Annotated in this window: 13 protein-coding genes; all 13 read right to left on the bottom strand. The window is 41.7% G+C overall.

The genetic code is table 11. From position 1 onward, the window contains the following. Nucleotide 1: 1 nt before the first annotated feature. Nucleotides 2–1,543, bottom strand: coding sequence for a methyl-accepting chemotaxis protein (locus tag ACYVRA_RS04030; RefSeq protein WP_461251464.1), 1,542 nt, complete (start codon nucleotides 1,541–1,543; stop codon nucleotides 2–4). Between the two features lie 18 nt (nucleotides 1,544–1,561). Further along, nucleotides 1,562–3,460, bottom strand: a complete 1,899-nt coding sequence (locus ACYVRA_RS04035; protein WP_461251465.1) for an adenylate/guanylate cyclase domain-containing protein — start codon at nucleotides 3,458–3,460, stop codon at nucleotides 1,562–1,564. Continuing rightward, complete coding sequence (locus ACYVRA_RS04040) at nucleotides 3,460–5,694, bottom strand: hybrid sensor histidine kinase/response regulator (RefSeq protein WP_461251466.1); 2,235 nt, start codon at nucleotides 5,692–5,694, stop codon at nucleotides 3,460–3,462. Before ACYVRA_RS04040 ends, ACYVRA_RS04035 begins: the two co-directional genes overlap by 1 nt. A gap of 34 nt (nucleotides 5,695–5,728) precedes the next feature. Further along, nucleotides 5,729–7,738, bottom strand: coding sequence for a methyl-accepting chemotaxis protein (locus ACYVRA_RS04045; RefSeq protein ID WP_461251467.1), 2,010 nt, complete (start codon nucleotides 7,736–7,738; stop codon nucleotides 5,729–5,731). Nucleotides 7,739–7,750: 12 nt separating this feature from the next. Further along, nucleotides 7,751–9,244, bottom strand: a complete 1,494-nt coding sequence (locus tag ACYVRA_RS04050; protein ID WP_461251468.1) for a CheR family methyltransferase — start codon at nucleotides 9,242–9,244, stop codon at nucleotides 7,751–7,753. Nucleotides 9,245–9,246: 2 nt separating this feature from the next. Then, nucleotides 9,247–10,254 (bottom strand): chemotaxis-specific protein-glutamate methyltransferase CheB, encoded by a 1,008-nt coding sequence (cheB, locus tag ACYVRA_RS04055; RefSeq protein ID WP_461251469.1) that lies wholly within the window; start codon nucleotides 10,252–10,254, stop codon nucleotides 9,247–9,249. Beyond that, a complete protein-coding gene (locus ACYVRA_RS04060) occupies nucleotides 10,251–10,709 on the bottom strand; it encodes a hypothetical protein (RefSeq protein ID WP_461251470.1) in 459 nt (152 codons plus the stop codon). The genes cheB and ACYVRA_RS04060 overlap by 4 nt, the downstream gene beginning before the upstream one ends. Before the next feature lie 2 nt (nucleotides 10,710–10,711). Then, nucleotides 10,712–11,197 (bottom strand): chemotaxis protein CheW, encoded by a 486-nt coding sequence (locus ACYVRA_RS04065; protein WP_461251471.1) that lies wholly within the window; start codon nucleotides 11,195–11,197, stop codon nucleotides 10,712–10,714. A gap of 26 nt (nucleotides 11,198–11,223) precedes the next feature. Continuing rightward, entirely contained in the window at nucleotides 11,224–13,212 is a 1,989-nt protein-coding gene (locus ACYVRA_RS04070) for an ATP-dependent DNA helicase (RefSeq protein ID WP_461251472.1), read from the bottom strand. 134 nt (nucleotides 13,213–13,346) lie between these two features. Further along, a complete protein-coding gene (locus ACYVRA_RS04075) occupies nucleotides 13,347–14,585 on the bottom strand; it encodes a M20 family metallo-hydrolase (protein ID WP_461251473.1) in 1,239 nt (412 codons plus the stop codon). Then, a complete protein-coding gene (gene galE, locus ACYVRA_RS04080) occupies nucleotides 14,582–15,550 on the bottom strand; it encodes a UDP-glucose 4-epimerase GalE (RefSeq protein WP_461251474.1) in 969 nt (322 codons plus the stop codon). Before galE ends, ACYVRA_RS04075 begins: the two co-directional genes overlap by 4 nt. 29 nt (nucleotides 15,551–15,579) lie before the next feature. Then, entirely contained in the window at nucleotides 15,580–17,082 is a 1,503-nt protein-coding gene (locus ACYVRA_RS04085) for a hypothetical protein (RefSeq protein ID WP_461251475.1), read from the bottom strand. Nucleotides 17,083–17,084: 2 nt separating this feature from the next. Further along, on the bottom strand, nucleotides 17,085–18,357 hold a 1,273-nt coding region (locus tag ACYVRA_RS04090), incomplete at its 5' end, for an efflux RND transporter permease subunit (protein WP_461251476.1).

Below are 18,357 nucleotides of genomic sequence, written 5' to 3' on the forward strand. Positions count from 1 at the left end.
TTTATTCTTTTGACGCGTTGTCCGTATTTGATGAAGGCGCTCCTCCTTTTAAAATGGAATCTAATTTCTGAATCATTTCCGTAAGTTCTTCCGCTGACGAAGTCGCCACTCTGGTTGATTGTATAAAATTTGACAGTCCCTTTGAAATATCAGATATGGCTATGTTAATTTGCTCGGTAGACTTTTGCTGTTTTTGCGTTGATATTGTAATCGTTTGGGCCTGATTCGCGGTAATTTCCGCGCCTGAACGGATTTCGCGGAAAATGTCCTCAAGTTCCTTGATTAGGTTGTTGCCTTCAGTGATTTTATCCGCGCTTTCTTCGCTGGAAATAATAAGCGAAGAGGAAGAATTCTGTATTTCTTCAACTTGTTCGCGGATTTGCCTTGTAAGGGAGGCGATGTCGTCCGCAAGCCTGTTTACTTCACTCGCTACGACTGAAAAACGCTTGCCGCGTTCACCGGCGCTCGCGGCTTCCAGAGCGGCGTTAAACGCTATAACTTTTGTTTGATCAGTTATGGTATTTATATTTTTTACAATATCGCGTATTTTTAATATTTTGTTTCCAAGATTGATAATTCCGGTGATTACTCCGTCGTTCTTTTTCTTAATGTCTTCCAGTTGATCAACATTGCGTTCAAGTACGGAAAAACCGTGAATAACGTCATTTTCCATTCTGGAAGCTATGGTGGATACGCTGGCGGTTTTTTCGGATATATCGCCGGCTATTTGGGTGTTTTCATTAATTGTGCTTTCAATCTCCTGAATGCTCGCCGCCTGATTGTTTGCGGTTGTAAAAATATCTTTTGATGAAAAGAAAATGTCATTAGTAGATTTTTTTATGACTTTAGCCATTGTGCGGGTTTGTTCTACAGTCGCTAAAGCCGCGTCGGCGGCGCCCGCCTGGGATTCTATCATGCTTTTAAACAATGTAAGATGGCGTTTGCATGCCATTCCCGCCGTAGCTCCCGCGACAATCATTCCAATTACGCGGAGCATTTCGTTATACAGTGGAAAACTCAATGGTATTACTTTGTCATTAAGCGTGAATGAATATGGCAGATCAAGAACTTTTCCGTTCATGATGACTACAATCAGATAACACACGGCGGAAAATATTCCGGAAAAGAACGCGCAGGGGACGCTGTACCTGAAAGAGCCCGCCATGATAAGCACGATATAAAAAAGGGCTTGTATTGAAAGGAAAGTGATGGGAGGCGATATTTCAGGATATGTGCAACCCGCCCAAATGGCGCCGCTTATAAGAACCGAGTCTAAAATTACGCAAATATATTTAAAATATGGATTAAGAGCGCTTTTTCTTTTTATATAGAAATACAGGAAAATTGAATAAAGCAAGAAGCCCGACGTAAACGTATACGCCCTAAAAGGAAAGTGTTCAAGCCCGCTTAATTTCCTTATAAATGATACGACGATAATGGATAATATAAAAATCAAGGCAAGAATAAACCTGAATTTGTTTATCAGTTTTTCTCCGTCATATTCATCGCGGCTGATTTTTTCATTTGTTTCTTTACTGGTCATATTATTCTCCTTTAAAATTTATTTTTCAGTAAACGTAATTACCCCGTCCCAATCGTCGCTTACAGGCGATTCTGATAATTTAATAGAACGTTCAAGATAAAGTCTTGACAGAAAATCATCTTTATCGCTTTCCAATGACTTGTTAAAATATTCCTGCGCCAGTTTCCATTCGCGCAAATAAAAAACGCGAAGCCCTTTATTGTAATTTACCAGCGTGTCACGGTTAATTAAAAGAGACTCCACCGAAGTTATATCCGCTGTTTCTCCCGAGCGCAATTTTTTTCCGTCGGCGCCCTGAAAACCGGAATAAACGGCGTATATGCCGACGGGTTTATCCTTTCCTTTTACCCGCACATTGTCAATTTTACGGAAAAGAAATTTTTCTTTAGCCGCTTCAAATACGGCCTCGGAAACTATAAGAGGATGATAATACGCCTTTGTAAGACTTTCAAGACGGGAGGCTAGATTAACAGTGTCGCCTATTATCGTGTAGTCCATTTTGTTTTTAAATCCGATATTTCCTAAAATACATTCGCCGTAATTTATTCCGATTCCTACTTTTACTTTATCGTTAAAAAACTCCATGCCCGCGTTATTTATTTTTTCAAGGGCGGCAAGCATTTTTACCGCCGCTTTTATCGCGTTTTCAGGGGATTCTTCATTATTTTTAAACGCTCCGAATACGGCCATAATCGCGTCGCCAATAAATTTATCCACGTGCCCGCTTTCAGAAATTATCTCGCTTCCCATTTTTGCGAAAAAATTATTTAAAAAATCAACTACAACCTGTGCGTCATAATGTTCGGACATATTAGTAAAATTCCTAATATCACAGAACAATACCGATACTTTCCTGTTTTCGCTCAAGATGGTTTTTTTCGCCGTTTCATTGATTATCTCGTCCATCACGTCTCCTGGCACATAACGGGCGAACGCGGCGCGGGTTCTTTTTTGAAGCTCGACAAAATTGTGAATGGAAAGCGCGTTCGCGATGATTGGAGACGCGGAGCTGGCGAATACGTTGACATTTTCCAAAATCGCTGGGGTAAAATACTCATTTATCGAATTCGCGATATGCAGGGAAGCGAAATTTTCACCCGCTGAAGAGAGGGGAATAAAAATATAAGAAGATATGGTTTTCCTGTTTTGCCCCGTCGGGCGGAAATTTTTTATTTTATTGGAAATAATTTTTAAGCCTTGAAACAGATTATTAAAATCCGACTCGCATACTCCTAAAAAATTATCATATATTTCTTTCGTATACGCGCTGAAATTATTAGTATATATAAACACGATTCCGTTATTTCCCCTGATAATTAAAGTTACAATTTCCGCTTCACAAACCGTATGAAGAAGCTCAATTATTCCTTGCGCCGTCATTTCAATTGAATTTACCTTTTTAGACAAATCAGAAAGAAGGCCGATAATTGTTGTTTGGAAAAGTTTGTTATCAAGAAGATTATTTACTATTTCTATAATGGAGTCGTCGTTTATTTTTCGGCTTTCTTTTTCAATCGCGTCAAAATCTATTTCCTGTACGGTAGAAAATATTTTATCTATAAGGGTGATCAGCATACTTATATTTTCTGGCGATTTTTCAATGTAATAATCCGCTCCCGTTTGCAGTCCCCAAAATTTGTCCTTTGTTTCATCAAGGGAGGTGAACATAATAACGGGAATGTTTTTGGTGTTTTTGCGCGATTTTAAAAAGCGCGTAACCTGATAACCTTTAAAAAGGGGCATTTCTACGTCGGAGATAATAAGATGCGGTAAAAACCCATACACTTTTTTAATGCCTTCAAAACCGTTAATGGCCCTTTGGATATTATATTTTGACTGATCAAATGAGCTTATCAGCATTTCAGCGAAAATATCGGAATCTTCCATTATTAATATTCGTTTTAATTCTTCATTCATTATCCCGCTCCGACAAGTGAATTAACGGCATCGAGCAAATTATGGTTATTAAAAGAATTTTTAACAATATACCGCGAAGCTCCAAGCTGGTAGGTGCGTTTTTGCTCTTCTTCATTATCCATTGATGAAATTACAATAATTGGAATCTTTGAAAGGTCATCATTCTTTTTAAGATTTTCAATAAGCATAAAGCCGTCCATAACGGGTAAATTTAAATCGGTGCAGATTAAATCATAATGATTTGTTTTAGCCGCTTTTAACGCCTGCGCCCCGTCCGCGGCGGTATCCACGACATATCCTTCCGATGAAAGAATTTCACTTTCAATTTCACGGATTGGAAGCGAATCGTCAACGACAAGAATAGATTTTTTTAATTTTTCAAATTCAATGGCGTGTTTCTTAATATCCAGCGTTTTTATGCGTTTTGCCATTTTAATTACGGTGGGAATATGCAAAACGCTGACCATTTCATAGTCTTGGTTTAAAATAATGCCGGAAAAAACGCTCATGTTCTCCATAAAAGCGGGCATTGTTTTAAGAATTACTGATCTCATGCTGTCTATATTATTGACGGCGATAGCCGCGATTTCTTCATAAGAACGGATAATTACGACAAAAAGTATGTCTGACGCGCTTACGGCGTCCGTTTTAATCTGTAAAATCTGGCTTAGATAATATAATTTAATAATACGGTCGTTATATTTTATTTCAGGTTTGTCCACTACGGTAATTATCTCATCGCGGTTTAAAAGCATTATCGCTTCGACAAAATTGGCGGGAATAATAAATTTCATTCCGTTACATTCAATTGGAAAGCCCATAAGGGCGGCGATGGAAAGCGGGACAATAATTGTAAACTTTGAGCCTTCCCCCTGAACGCTGTCTACAAGAATGCTCCCTTTTAACGATTCCACACATTCTCGGACCACGTCCATTCCAACCCCCCTGCCTGACACGTTGCTTAAGGTGCCAGACGTTGAAAAACCGCTTTGAAAAATTAAATTTATAAGTTCTTCTTTAGTAAGGCCTGCCGCCGCCGCTTCCGCCACAAATCCGCTTTTTACGGCTTTCTGCCTGATTTTTTCAAGATCAATGCCGCGTCCGTCGTCGGAAATAATTATTTTCATGTTGCCGCTTTCACGCGAGCAAATAATGGATACCTTGCCGGTTTCGTCCTTTCCGGCGGCAAGGCGTTCCTGTGGAGTTTCAATCCCATGATCGACAGCGTTACGCACAAGGTGTATAAACACTTCTGATATTGTTTCTATAATGTTTTTATCTATTTCATTTTCCTGCCCTTCGATGGTAAGACGGACTTTTTTTCCAAGTTCCTGTGAGAGATGAAACACATAACGCTGGTAACTGTCAAAAATAGTTGAAATAGGAAGGGTACGCAGCGAAATTACCCTGTCATAAGCGGTTCTTATGCTGTTTTCCGCGTCAAGAAAGTAATTCTTTAAAGACGAGTTTAACCGTTCCCCCATTCTTTCCAGCTTTCTGAAATTTGCCGCTTGTATGGGATCATGTTTTTTATACTCTTTAAGCGATTTTGAAAACTCCTTCATAAGCTTGGTAATTTCAATGCTGTTTTGAGAAAGGCTTTTTGCCGCAATTTCAAGCGTATGTAAAGAGGCTATACTTTTTATTATTTCATCTATTTTTTCAAGAGGAACGCGTATGGATTCGCTTTTTGTATCTTTGCGTTTTTCCGCGGCTGGAGTTTTATGAGCCGCTTCTTTTTCTGACGGCGCTTCCGCAGTTTCGTCCGTTTGCGGCAAAACCGCTTCTTTTTCCGCGGATTGTTTTTTTATTGAAGCGGATTTTTCCGTTTTTGGCAGAGAATACTCTTCACCTGACGCAAGCAGAGACAAATTTTTTACATATTCGCCAAGTTCAATATTGTCGTCTTTATCGTTTTGTATTACGTTTATTCCGTCTTTAAGAAGATCCAAAGAAGAAAGGATCAGTTTTAACGCATTCTCTGAAAAACCTATTCTTTGTTCGCGTATGGCGACAAATACGCTTTCAAGCGAATGGCTTAATTCTTCGATACGCTTAAACTCAAGCATACGGGAAGTGCCTTTAAGGGTATGAAGGGCGCGCAGAAGGGTGGCAAGATCGTCTTCTACGGAAACGCCGTCTTTTATGTCAAATATAAGGGTTTCAACGGTGGATAATATTTCAAGTCCTTCATCAATATATTTTTTGATGAATTTTTCCCTGTCTATCGCCATGACCGCTCCTGAAAATATTTTCTTGAATCCGGCATCATTTATTATTACCGCCCGTTATGTGATATTTCTCAAGAGTTTCTTTAAGTTCTTTTGACATATTGTTAAGCTTATTCACCGTTTCCGACGTAATGACGGTGGCGTGAACAAATTGGTTTACGCCCGCGGAAATTTCTTTTAACGCCGAGAAAACCTGGGAAGCGGCGTATTCCTGCTGTTTGCTTAAAGATGAAATTTGCTGCGTGCGTATCGCGACATTTTGGGAAGCGTCCACTATATTTTCAAAAACTTCTTTTTGCTCGACGATTCTATTGTAGCCTATGTCTATTTTCCGCGAGCCGTTATTTGCTTCCGTTAACAGGCTTTGCGAAGCTTCCTGTAATTCTGAAATTTTTTCTTTTATTTCGGATGCGGATTCAACGACATTGTCGGCAAAGCGGCGTATTTCGGAAGCCACTACAGAGAAACGGGAACCGGCTTCGCCTGATGACGACGCTTCAAGGGCGGCGTTAAAAGCGATAAGTTTGGTATGATCGGCGATTGTGTCAATAAGTTTTACCGATTCGTCAATTCTGGAAAGCATTTCGGCAAGGTTTCTGATTATTTCAATAATTTTCGCGTTTTGATTACGCACGTCAAGCATCATGTTTTCATTTATTTCCCTAAGTTCCGCGCCCCTTCTGCTAAGTTCTTGCGTTTGGGAGGCAAGATGCGCCACTTCCGAAGTTTTTTCGGCGGATTGCGCTGAAATGTTTCTGTTGTTTTCCATTGTGGTTACAATTTCAGAAACGCTTGCGGATTGCTCATTGGCGACGGCTGTCATTTCTTTTGTAGTGGAGGAAAGCTCAAATACGGACGTTGAAACCATTGAAGTATTTTTATTAAATGACGAGAATGTATTTTGCAACTTGGACAAAAAGACGCCTAACGCTTTCATAAAATCGCCAAGTTCGTCATTTGAAAGCGATTCTATTTTTACGGTAAGATCGTTTTCATTTAAACGTTTGAATACTACGCTCATGTTGTCGGTAGCTTTGCGAATGCCGAAATTTGTAATAAAAATTATAACAAACGCGAATAATGTCGCAAATACGGCCGCTGCTAGGGATAATATAAAACGAAGCCTGTATGTTAAAATTCTTTTTGAAATGAGAGTTTGCAGACGGTCAAGGGACGCGGTTTGAAGCCGAAAAGTAGCGTTATTTACGCGGCTTGCCACGTCATAAAGAGATGGAATAACTTGAGTATTTAATTCAGGCTCATTAATAATATTCCCTACGGTATTCGCATAATAAGCGATGTTGTCATAACAGGATTTTAAAAGTATTTCAAAAGATTCAAGAGTGTCAGTATTATTCTTTCTAATGGTTCCCGCCGAATTAAACCTGTTTTGTATCCGGGAATTGTCCGAATAAAGCAATAATTCAAGATTAAGCTGAAGTTCCGTCCTGCGTCTTTGAGTGAACGCGCCGGATTCAATAGTTCTTAACAAATTTCCTATTAAAACTACCCTGTCCTGCGCCTGCGGCAGTTCATGAATGGAGGCCGCTATAAGATACGCGCTTTCAATATCGCTGTCCGTAACAAGCCCTGAAATATCCCCTATATAAACTATCATTCTGTTTAAATCCTGCATTATCTGCCTGTATGCCCATAAAACTGAATCCCGAATCACGGTTTTTGACATATTCTCCCAATTTTCAATAAGAGTCTGGGGAGATACGACATAAGCTTCATGTGAAAAATATTCCTCATATTTAACCTTTATTTCCGTGAGCAATTCCGTTATATGCTGTTTGGTATAATCAATATCGCCCGGAGAATTATCAATATAAATACGGATATAAAAAGGAATGTTTTGCATTAACTCAAAGACGGGACGAAGAACTTCGATGCCTTTAAGCTCAATACTGTCTTTTTTTATTGATGAGAAAGATACGGAAATAACGGAATGTAACATTATTCCCAATGGCAATAAAAAAACAAAAGCGCTGACAGTTAATTTGGTAATTAATTTTATTTTTATATTTTTAAAATTTATTTTCATGCAAAACCTCTTTTATGATAATTTCTTTTCCAAAATTCTCAGGAAATAATCGGGAGAAAATCCGCCCATAAAACATTCATAATTACGTTCGCGGTCAGGTTCCAAGTTTTGCAAAAGTTCTATGCTTTCAATTGTTTTTTTTATTTTATATTCATATCTTGTGGGATTTCCTTCAGCGGCAATAACGGCGATTCTGTAGAATGCCGGCCAAAAATATTTGTCTTTTACCGATGATTCAACATAAAATTTTTCCGCTTCCTGCAAAAGGTCACTGTGAAAATAATGTTCGCCCCTTAAAAATTTTGTAAACGCGCCTGAATTGTTTTTTTCAAGGTATGAGATGACGGTATCGGCGTTTTCAAGGTCTTGCGCGTTTAAAAAATAAACGGCTGACGCAGCGAGAGCGCTTCCGTGAAGAGCGTCATAATTTTCATTTATAAGGGCTTTAAGCGTTTTTTCCGCGTTTGGTTTGCCGTCTTCTGTTTTAAGAATTTCAGTTGTTTCAGCGCAACTAACGGAAATCTCTTCCCTTTTTGGATTCGCGCGCCGTATATGTTTTTCCGCGTCGGGTTTTTCACGCCTGTTAAATTGACGATTGTTAATTAAATACGGTTCCGTTGGAGCGGTAAATGTTCCTAATTGATCATAAATAAACGGAGTTCCAGTTTTTTGAAAATAAAATACGTCGCTGGAATTTTTATTCGCCAGCAAAGGATGTCTTACGGAAGACGTTTCTGAAATACCCATAAAAAGAAGGCCGTTGCTAAAAAGCGATTCAGCAAGATTATTAATTACAAAAATTCTGTTTTTATTAGAAAAATAAATTAAGGAATTTCTAAAAAATATTATGTCATACTGTTTTTCAAGCCCGCGCATGATATTGTGGGGGAAAAAACGCACTTTTTTGCGGATATTTTGAGATACGATAAATTCATCGTTATCGTGGATCAGGTATGAGTCAAGAATATGTTTCCATGAAGAACCGTCAGAGCGCAGCGCGTTTGACGTATAACGGGCGTTTTTCGCGATTTCTATAGCGTCAACGCATACGTCAAAAGCGTCGATTGTAAAATCAAAATTAAGCCCGTTTTTTATATGATAATCAAGAAGCATGGCGATACTGTACGCCTCACATCCTATTGACACGGCGGCTGAGCATATTTGTAACGGGCGGCCAAGTTCCGCCAATTCAGGCAAAACTCCCGCAAGAAGATCAAAATGGGCGCCTTCCCTGAAAAAATATGTTTCATTAACGGTAAGAAATCTTGATATGCTGAATATCTGCTCACGGGAAGTAAGAAGATGTTCATAAGCGGCTGGATTTTCTATAAAAGACGAGCCGCAATTATTTTCAAGATATTCATTTAATTTAATAAGCGGTTCGCTTCCCGCCCTTATGCCAAGTATTTGTTCAATGCGGTAATACAAAAATAATAAAGCTGGGTTAGAAAGCACTTCAGGCGGAACTTCCACCGTACTGTCTGAAACCGCTGCGCTTAATGGCATTTCTAGCTTTCTCCTCCCGTTAATGATATTAATTTGGGCGCGATTTCGTTTAATGGCAGAACTATGTCTACGCAGCCTGTTTCAACCGCCGCCTGCGGCATTCCGTAAATCATGGAAGTCGCCTCATCCTGCGCTATTGTTATGCCGCCCGCATTTTTTACAAAACGGGTGCCTTCCGCGCCGTCATTGCCCATACCGGTAAGAACGACGCTGACAAGGGAACTGCCATACTGCTCGGCCGCGCTCTTAAATAAAAAATCAGCCGCCGGTTTTTGGCTGTTGACAGGGCCGCTGTCGTCAAACGCGATGCCTGACGAGCCTATTATAAGATGTTTTTCCGTAGGGCCTACATAAACATTTCCTCTGGAAGGATAAACTCCTTCTTCGGCAATCTGTATATTAAGCTGCGAATAACCGTCAAGCCATTGCACAAAGCCTTTGTCAAACCCAGATGTATTGTGCTGCACGAGCAATATCGGCACTGGAAAAGCCGCGGGTAGGGCGGAGAATAACTGGCATAGGGCCATAGGGCCGCCTGTGGAAGACGCTATAACCACGCATTTAATTTTCTTTTGAATAGGCGCGCTTTGCCCGTCGGCTTCCTGCTGTAACGAAAACTTTTTCTTTATGTTTGATATGTGTTTTAACGTATTAAATATTTCGCTTCTCTGACTGTAGCTGGTTTTAGAAGTAAAATTATCTTTAGCGAAAAATTCATGCGCTCCCTTAACCGCGGCCTCATAAGCCATTTTTGCCGTATCATGAGTGCTGATTACGACTATGCCGCATTGGCTGAATTTTCTAATCTCTACAATAGCGTCAAGCCCGTTCATTACGGGCATTTCATAATCCATTGTAATAAGGTCAGGGTTGAGTTTTCTCGCTTTGTCTACGCTGTCACGCCCGTCTTCGGCTTCGCCGACAATTTCAAATGAGCCTTCGCTTTCAAGAAAATCCCTGATAATTGAACGAGCCAGCGGGCTGTCATCAACAATTAAAGTTCTAATCATGTTATTAATTCCTTATGAATATTATGAACCAACTGACGCGGATCGAGCAGAAGGACAAGTTCTTTTGTTGTTTTGTCTTCCACCGTTCCGCCGTGCCTGTTATTAAAAAATATGCCGTTAAAAATAAGCGCAAATTGCATTACGCTCATGATTTTTGGCAGCGGATAAATATTTTCGGTTAAAAGGTCTTTCTCGCTTTCCACCGCCGTACTGAATAATATCACTCTATTTTCCATTGAATCATTGTTATTATTGCCGTCTTTTAAAATTATTCCGTGTTGTACGTTCGCGTCAGGACAATTAAAAAGCAATGGAAGGGATATGTGTATATTGCAATTTTCAGCGTTAAAATCAATTTTATGATTTATTTTTTCCTGATAAAGAAAAATTGAAGATACGCAATCCATCGGGATGGCAAGGGAAAACCACGAATAGGAACAAATGAACACCCTCATCTTTAAGCTATCTCCTTTGAGACGCGGCTTATTATCATGTTCGCGTCAAGAACAAAAACATCGCCGTTTTCCCACTTGAACGACGCGCGGATTAAATCCGTCAGATCCCCTGAATCAGCGTTTCTTTCTACAATAAGCAATTCTTCATTCTGTATGTCTGCGATACCCGCCACATCGTCAATAAGGAAGGCGATTCTGTCAATATCTTCCTTAAGAATAATTATTTTGTTGCGCGGACTTGGAGTTTTTTGGAATAAAAGCCCGATGTCAAATAATGCGTATGGCGCTGAGTATCTGTTTATAACGCCAAGCACATAAGGAGGCATTAGAGGTAACGGGAATACTTTGTCAAATAACGCGATTTCCCCAATAAGGCGGGATGGGAAACTGTATAATTTCCCTAATATGGAAAAGACAAGGAATTTTTCATTGTTTACTGTTTCTGCAGTATCCTGTACGAGTTCTTCAGTGTTCGCGTAATCCGACATCCTTTACCTCAAGAGATATTATAGCATTAATATAGGAAGTTTTCTATGTCTTGTAAAATAATGTTAAGATTGCTAAAGCTTGTTTTTGTTTCGGGCAGAGCCTGTCGAAATAAACTACCATAGGCTTTTTTTAAAATTCGCCCGTCAAGAACAGCGACTACGCCCTTGTCGGCGCTTCTGCGCATAAGTCTGCCAAAACCCTGTTTAAACTTCATCACAGCCTGGGGCAAAGATAGTTCTAAAAAGGGGTTTCCGCCGCGCTTTTCCACAGCCTCCCTTCGCGCTTCATGGACGGGGTCGCCGGGTGTACGGAATGGCAGACGGCAGATAATGACAAGCCGCAGGGTGTCCCCTGGCGCGTCTACCCCTTCCCAGAACGAATCTGTGGCAAAAAGGCAGGAGCTTTCGTCGGACAGGAAGGCCTGTAACAGGCGCGTGCGGTCGTCATCCCCCTGTTTCAGGCATTTGATGCCCATTGGGGTAAGTTCCGCTAAAGCGGCGTTGTAACTGCCTGTTAAAGACTGGTAGGAAGTGAATAGCACAAGGGCCGACCCTCCTGCGACGGCGGCAAGTTCTGCCACTGCTTTATTGACAAATTCCTGATACCCTTCTTCGTCGGGGAGGGGAGCGTCTTGCGGGGCGGCAAGGAGGACGGCGCTTGAATAGGGGAACGGGGAGGGGAAACAGCCTGAAAGCGGCGGACGGGAATTGACGCTGCCGATGCCGCAGCGGCTTGCCCAGAAAGTGAAATCATCGTTAATAGCCAATGTCGCGGATACGCAGACTACGGTTTTATTTGGCGAAAAAACGCTGTCCTTTAGAATGGGCGCCAAATCCAGAGGCGTTTTTGTAAAGACTGCCCAGGGGTTATTTTTAAACCGTAATTTTTCAATCCATAAAACATGATCTTCGTGTTTTTTGTAATGGCAAAAAACATTGCATATCTCGGAGGCTCCTTCAAGCCTTCTTACGATAGTTTTAATTTCCCAAACAATGGGATCGGCCATTTGCTCGTCGTCAAGTTTTTCTAAAACATCTCGAATTATATTTGTCAGGCTGAGTATGTTTTTACGCAACGTCTTGAAATTTGGGAATAACGCTTTTTTTAAAAACGATTCATCAACAGACGGGGAAAGCCTAAAAATTCCCTCTATGCCGCAGAGTTCCAAGGCGCAGTCATCAAGGCTTTCAACTGACGAGCGTATTTTTTGAATAACATCGGCCATGTCATCTAATCTGTCTTCGCCTGAGGGCAGCATAGCGCACAGTCGTACCAGCAAGCCGCGCATGTTTGCCTTGCGCGTATTGTAGAGTCTTGAAAGCTGGCGGAAAATTCCGGTTCTCGCGAATTCCTGAGAAAAGAATGAAGTCGCGGCGTTTTCAATCGTGTGAGCCTCGTCTATTATAAGCCGGTTAAAAGGAGGCAAAATTACCGCGCTTTCATAACCCGCGCCCTGGTACCTTGCGGCTAAATCCGCGAAAAGCAGATGATGATTCACGACGATTATGTGGGCGTTATTTGCTTCCCTGCGAAGCGCGAGTATAAAGCACTGTTCCCTCCAGGGGCAGTGGCTTCCCAAACATAGATCAGATTCAGAGCATACGCCCGCCCACAGAGTTTCGGAAGGCATAAATGCAAGTTCCGATTTTGCCCCTGTTTTTGTTTTCTTGGACCATTCAACAATATTGTCAATTTCTTTTTTATCAAAATCAAAAAGCAAACCTTCGCGTAACGTGTCGTCAAGACGGCGCAGGCACAGGTAATTGCCCCTTCCTTTCATAATGACGGATTTAATTTTAACGTCCGGCATGCTTGAAGCGACAAGCGGGATGTCCTTCTCAAATAATTGCTGTTGCAGCGTAATGGTAGCGGTGGAGATAACGACTTTTTCCTTGTTTGCGAGCGCGAAGTGCATGGCGGGAAGGAGGTAGGCGAATGATTTTCCCACGCCCGTACCCGCTTCCGCCATAACAATAGAGTCTTCGTTAAAAGCGCGGGTAATAAGGGCAAGCAAGTCAAGCTGAGCCTTACGCGGCTCATAGGAAGGAAGCAGCCCTGCGACGGATCCTCCTTCGCATAAAGAAGCGATTATTTTCTCAGAGTCAATAATTTTTGCCGCGCTGATTTTGTCCCCCTCCCTGAATAACGCTAACTAATAGCCAATAACGCGAAAACCTTGGCGTCACCAAGAATGTTTTCCAAGAGCGCGTACTCATTCGGCTGGTGAAGGGTTTCCTGCGTCTTTGTCCAGACCGCGCAGTCTATACCGATGTTGCGAAGATATGCCGCCATCGTGCCGCCGCCTATGCCGATAGGGCGCGGCTGGACGGAATAAACTTCCGCCGCCGCTCTAGTCAGTAATGTGACAATGGGCGCGTTTGCGTCAGTCGGGCTGGACTGCATTAACTGAGGCAGCGAGTATTCGACTGTAACGTGATATTTATTTTCTATTTCAGTTTTTATTCTGTCAACTTCAGCTAATACTGAATCTGGCGAATAACAGGGGAGGACGCGCATATCCATGCAAAAAACATCCTCGCCGGGAATAGTATTAATGTTAGGGACGTTGGCTTCTTTTTTTGTCGGTTGAAAAGTAGAGTAGTCAGGGTCAAACATCGGATCGTGTTTGTCAAATTTAGCTGAAAGTTCAAAATGAAGGCGCACGGCAAGGTCGGCTCCAGCAAGAAAAGCGTTGGCCCCCAAATCCGGCATTGAACCGTGCGTCTGTTTTCCGTGGGTTACAAACCTCGCCCATAAAATGTTTTTTTCGGCGATTTCAATACATTCGCCTTTTATGTCCCCTCCGTCAGGCACCAGTACCATGTCATTTTTATTAAATAAACCGCCGTGGTTTTTTACAAGCCACTCAATGCCGTAAGCTGACCCCATTTCTTCGTCTGCCGCGAATAAAAGCTTTATTGTGCGCGAAGGCATTAACCCCTGACTTACAAACGCCAGCGCCGTAATTACGGAAGACGTTAACCCCTGCTGATTATCCTCCACGCCCCTGCCTATAACCCTAGGTCCCGGAGAATCATTTTTGCATATAACAGTCCATGGATTACTGTCCCATAGTTTTTCTTCTCCGGGCGGGACAACGTCAAGATGGCTTAAAATCCACAGTCTTCCTTTACTGTCATCACCGCCTTCAATTGTCGCGATTAAATTCGGGCGTTTTTTGCTTTCTACCCTGTCATCGGGCGCGTCAAAACGCTCAAGCTGAGTTATGCCTCGGACGCGAAGCCAATTTTCAAGGAAAAAACACTTTTCAAATTCGCCGTCTCCTCCCGACTCAGGCGAAATGGCGGGAAGTTTTGTCAGTCCGCTCTCAAGTTCAACCGCCAAATCCGCGGAATTATCGATATACGAAAATAATTTATCTTTCATTTTGAATACGCTCCCCAGCTTGTTTTAATCAATGTTTCCATATCGGAATAACGGGCATGCCAGCCCAATAATTCCCGCGCGAGAGAGGCGGACGCGGTAAGCATGGCGGGGTCTCCGGCGCGGCGGCCAGTGATTTTCGCGGGTATGGGCTTTCCTGTTACTTTACGCGCCGTTTCAAGCACCTCGGTTACGGAAAAACCTTTTTCGCTGCCAAGATTAACGGTAATGCTTTTATTGTTTTTTATGATATAATCAAGCGCCATAAAGTGGCCGATAGCGAGATCGCTTACATGGATATAATCACGTATGCAAGTGCCGTCTGGAGTGTCATAATCGTTTCCAAAGACCTGCATTTCCTTTCTAATGCCGCAGGCGGTTTCCATGATAACGGGGAGAAGATTCGCGGGATTTTGCTCAAGCCCTTTTATTCTGCCTTTTACGTCGTAGCCTGCGGCATTAAAATAGCGGAGGCTCGCGTAACGGATGTTTTTTAGTTTTTCATACCAAAATAAAAAGCGTTCGATTTCCAGTTTTGTAAAACCGTAATAATTTTCCGGGTTTGTCGGGTGTTTTTCATCAATAGGCAGGTATTGAGGCTCACCGTAAACGGCGGCGCTTGATGAAAAAACGATACGTTTAATGCCCGCCTCGCAGGCGGCGTTTAAAATATTTAGCGTTCCCATGATGTTATTGCGGGAATATTTTTCAGGATTGTGCATTGATTCACCGGCTGCCTTGGACGCCGCCAGATGAATAAGAGCGTCAAATGTAGAGCTTTTCATGGCGGCGATTAGCGATTGGTAATCGTGAATGTCGCCGTGAATAAACTTCGCGTCTAAAAAAAGATTTTCACGAAGCCCGCTTGAAAGATTGTCGTAGACGACGCAGTTACAGCCATTATCGAGGAATTCCCTTGTTACATGACTGCCTATGTATCCGGCGCCGCCTATAATTAATATGTTCATAGGATCATTATACAGTCTTAATTAAAAAATTAAAACACGATAGACATGGCCAATTTGACAAAACTGTTTTCCCAATACTGGCCCAATTCTCCCTTTTTATTTCCGGTGAAAATACCCGCGGCTAATCTTGCCGTCAAATTGCCGTCAGTCCACGCAATCGAAGGAATTATGTAAAAATCGGCGTCTTCTATTTTCCATACGCACGTTATGCCGGTTTCAAGTCTGTCCCTAAAAAAGTTTTTATACAAAAATACGCTAAGACGCGTGGAAGTTATATTGGTTCCCGCTTCCGAGTCAAATACAGGATTATCCCCGACTTTATCATCTAATAAGCGGATAGTTTCATCGCATTGCGCGTTGACGTTAATTCCCCAAAATAACTCCCTGTCAAAACCAAGCGCCCACGCGATAAACGGATTTTGAAGAGAGCCGTCATCGCCTGAAAAATCTTCGGTTATATTAATGGCGGCTTCCGCACGAAGATTAAACCCAAAAAGAACCTGCGCGTAATCAATTCCAATTTGATGATAACGGGTATAATTTATTTTCGGAGACAGCAAAGAAATATCGCCGGCATAACTGCCGGGATTAGACAAAATTCCATTGATAAGATCGTCAATAAAATAGTCCACTCCATCACTTGAAAGACAGTAATTAGGCCTGAATAAATTACCATAAAAATATTGAATGCCCAAATCCGCGGAACTTACAGTAGTCGTAAAACGAAGCCCTGCCTGGAAATATTCAATTCCTGACGTGTCAGGAAATTCAAACGAATAATCGGATAAATCTAAAGAACCCAACTGACTATATAAGATTAATTGGTCAGTTAGTGGCAAAGTTTTAATATAATTAATTAATCTTGCTGATATCTCTTTTTTAGAATTTTCCATCATGGTTGAGTATTGGATTGGCGTCCATCGCCCTTCTGAAGCGAAGCGGTAGCCTGTAAAGTTGGGAATAAATACTCCCTCAAGTTTGGAAAAATTTCCGGCGTTCCATGTAATGTGAACCATAGGGCGGGCTATTTTTCTTGCCCTTATATCCGTAATATCTATAAGGTCGGTATAGTCGAGCGGGTTAATTACATCTAACGGGCCGTTGCTGTCAACTTTTCCCCATGTTAATTTTCTGAAACCGGCTTCGATATTCACAGTGCTGATATAGGCGCGAAAATAAAGTTCGTCAATAACAAGGGGGGTATAATTCCATTCTTTTAAATTTGAACTCCATGTCCATAATTCATTTATGGAGGGAGAGTTAAAATTTAATATGGAAAATATGTCAATATAAGGGCTTGTAAACTCCAAATTAAGTTTAACATTCCATAACGAGTCAATAAATGTTTCTTCGTCATTTAAATCATAAATATACGGTATCGCCTCGGCGGAAATTTCACCGCCAACCGTAAATGCCGCTGAAGATTTTGGAGTGTCTTCATCATCATCAGAACCAAAACCAAAATCCTGCGCCATAATAACGCCGTTTGTCAACAGTATAACGGCTGTAAATAAAAATACTTTTCTTAACATAATCACTCCTTATAAATGAATTTTGGCTTAATTAGCGCAAGCAAGGCGGGAAGCACTGTAAGGCTAACAAACGCGCTTGAAAACATTGTAATGGCGATTAACATTCCAAGATCGCCTAACATTACAAAATTAGACAGCATTAAAACGGCAAAACCGGCGCCGACTGACAAAGCGTTAATAATTATCGCTTTCCCCGAACTGAAAAACACCTGACGCAAAAAATCGCCCCCGCATTTTGATGCGCTGCCGCCTGAAGCGAGGTATTCCCTCTTATAAGCTTCCATGCAGTGAATGGAATAATCAATGCCAATGCCGACGGCTACGGCGGCGACCATTGAAGTGCCAAGATTCAATTTAATGCCCGCGAATCCCATAACGGCAAAATTTATCAGTATTGAAATTGATAACGGTACAATTCCGATAATGCCGGCAATAATAGATTTATTGGCAAACGACACTATTATAAAAACGCAAATTATGGAAAACAACATTGAAATAACCTGCGTTTGCACGACCTGATCATTTAATGAGCTTTCTACCATTGTAGTGCCGCCCAAAGTAAATTTTACGCCTGGGGGAAAGTTCGCGGCGGCGTACTGTTCTATCGTGTGGAAAATAGCGTGGCTGTCCTCAATTCCCACAGTACGCAACTGCACAGTCGATTTAAACGCCGTAGGTTCAAGAGGATCGTTAGCGTATTCGCTGATGTTTCCCGAAAGCAGGACAAGGTAATTTGCTATTAATTTTTGTAAGTCTTCTTTGGTTTCTTTCCCATAACGTTTTGGATCAAGCGGTATTTCATAATACGCGGAACCTTCATAATTTATCTGCTTTTTAAGTTCCCAAATAAGGTCATTAACGTTCATCGAGCGTGATTTTCCCGCGGCGCTATCGAACAGTTCTATTAATTCAGTTCGCGTGTAAAATTTATCTTTGTCTGCGTTTGAATTATTGGCGTTATTAGAAGAAGATTCCGTTGAATTGTCGTACTCAAAAGAGCCAAAATCATCGTCATCAAAATCGCCAAATCCAAAACTGTCGGAAGTTTTTGAGGAAGGGGATGACGTTACTTGAAGCCCGTCGGGGCTTTCATTCGCGTTAAAAACCTGATTAATGCGCTTTACAAGGTCTGTAAAACCCATAACTTTGCCTACGCCGGGAACGTTCTTCTGCAAATAAGAAGAAAGCCCGTCCATGGCCGCAAGAGTATCAGGGTGTAAAATAATTTCCGTACTTTCACCGCTTGCGACGACGCTTACAACTTTTGAACCGCCA

The sequence above is a fragment of the Treponema sp. R8-4-B8 genome (assembly GCF_054786175.1).

Excerpts from the sequence above, each read along its gene's own strand:
- ACYVRA_RS04040 (WP_461251466.1), bottom strand. The coding sequence starts at position 5,694 with ATGGCGATAGACAGGGAAAAATTCATCAAAAAATATATTGATGAAGGA.
- ACYVRA_RS04060 (WP_461251470.1), bottom strand. The coding sequence starts at position 10,709 with ATGAGGGTGTTCATTTGTTCCTATTCGTGGTTTTCCCTTGCCATCCCG.
- cheB (WP_461251469.1), bottom strand. The coding sequence starts at position 10,254 with ATGATTAGAACTTTAATTGTTGATGACAGCCCGCTGGCTCGTTCAATT.
- ACYVRA_RS04075 (WP_461251473.1), bottom strand. The coding sequence starts at position 14,585 with ATGAAAGATAAATTATTTTCGTATATCGATAATTCCGCGGATTTGGCG.
- galE (WP_461251474.1), bottom strand. The coding sequence starts at position 15,550 with ATGAACATATTAATTATAGGCGGCGCCGGATACATAGGCAGTCATGTA.
- ACYVRA_RS04030 (WP_461251464.1), bottom strand. The coding sequence starts at position 1,543 with ATGACCAGTAAAGAAACAAATGAAAAAATCAGCCGCGATGAATATGAC.
- ACYVRA_RS04085 (WP_461251475.1), bottom strand. The coding sequence starts at position 17,082 with ATGTTAAGAAAAGTATTTTTATTTACAGCCGTTATACTGTTGACAAAC.
- ACYVRA_RS04065 (WP_461251471.1), bottom strand. The coding sequence starts at position 11,197 with ATGTCGGATTACGCGAACACTGAAGAACTCGTACAGGATACTGCAGAA.
- ACYVRA_RS04050 (WP_461251468.1), bottom strand. The coding sequence starts at position 9,244 with ATGCCATTAAGCGCAGCGGTTTCAGACAGTACGGTGGAAGTTCCGCCT.
- ACYVRA_RS04035 (WP_461251465.1), bottom strand. The coding sequence starts at position 3,460 with ATGAATGAAGAATTAAAACGAATATTAATAATGGAAGATTCCGATATT.
- ACYVRA_RS04045 (WP_461251467.1), bottom strand. The coding sequence starts at position 7,738 with ATGAAAATAAATTTTAAAAATATAAAAATAAAATTAATTACCAAATTA.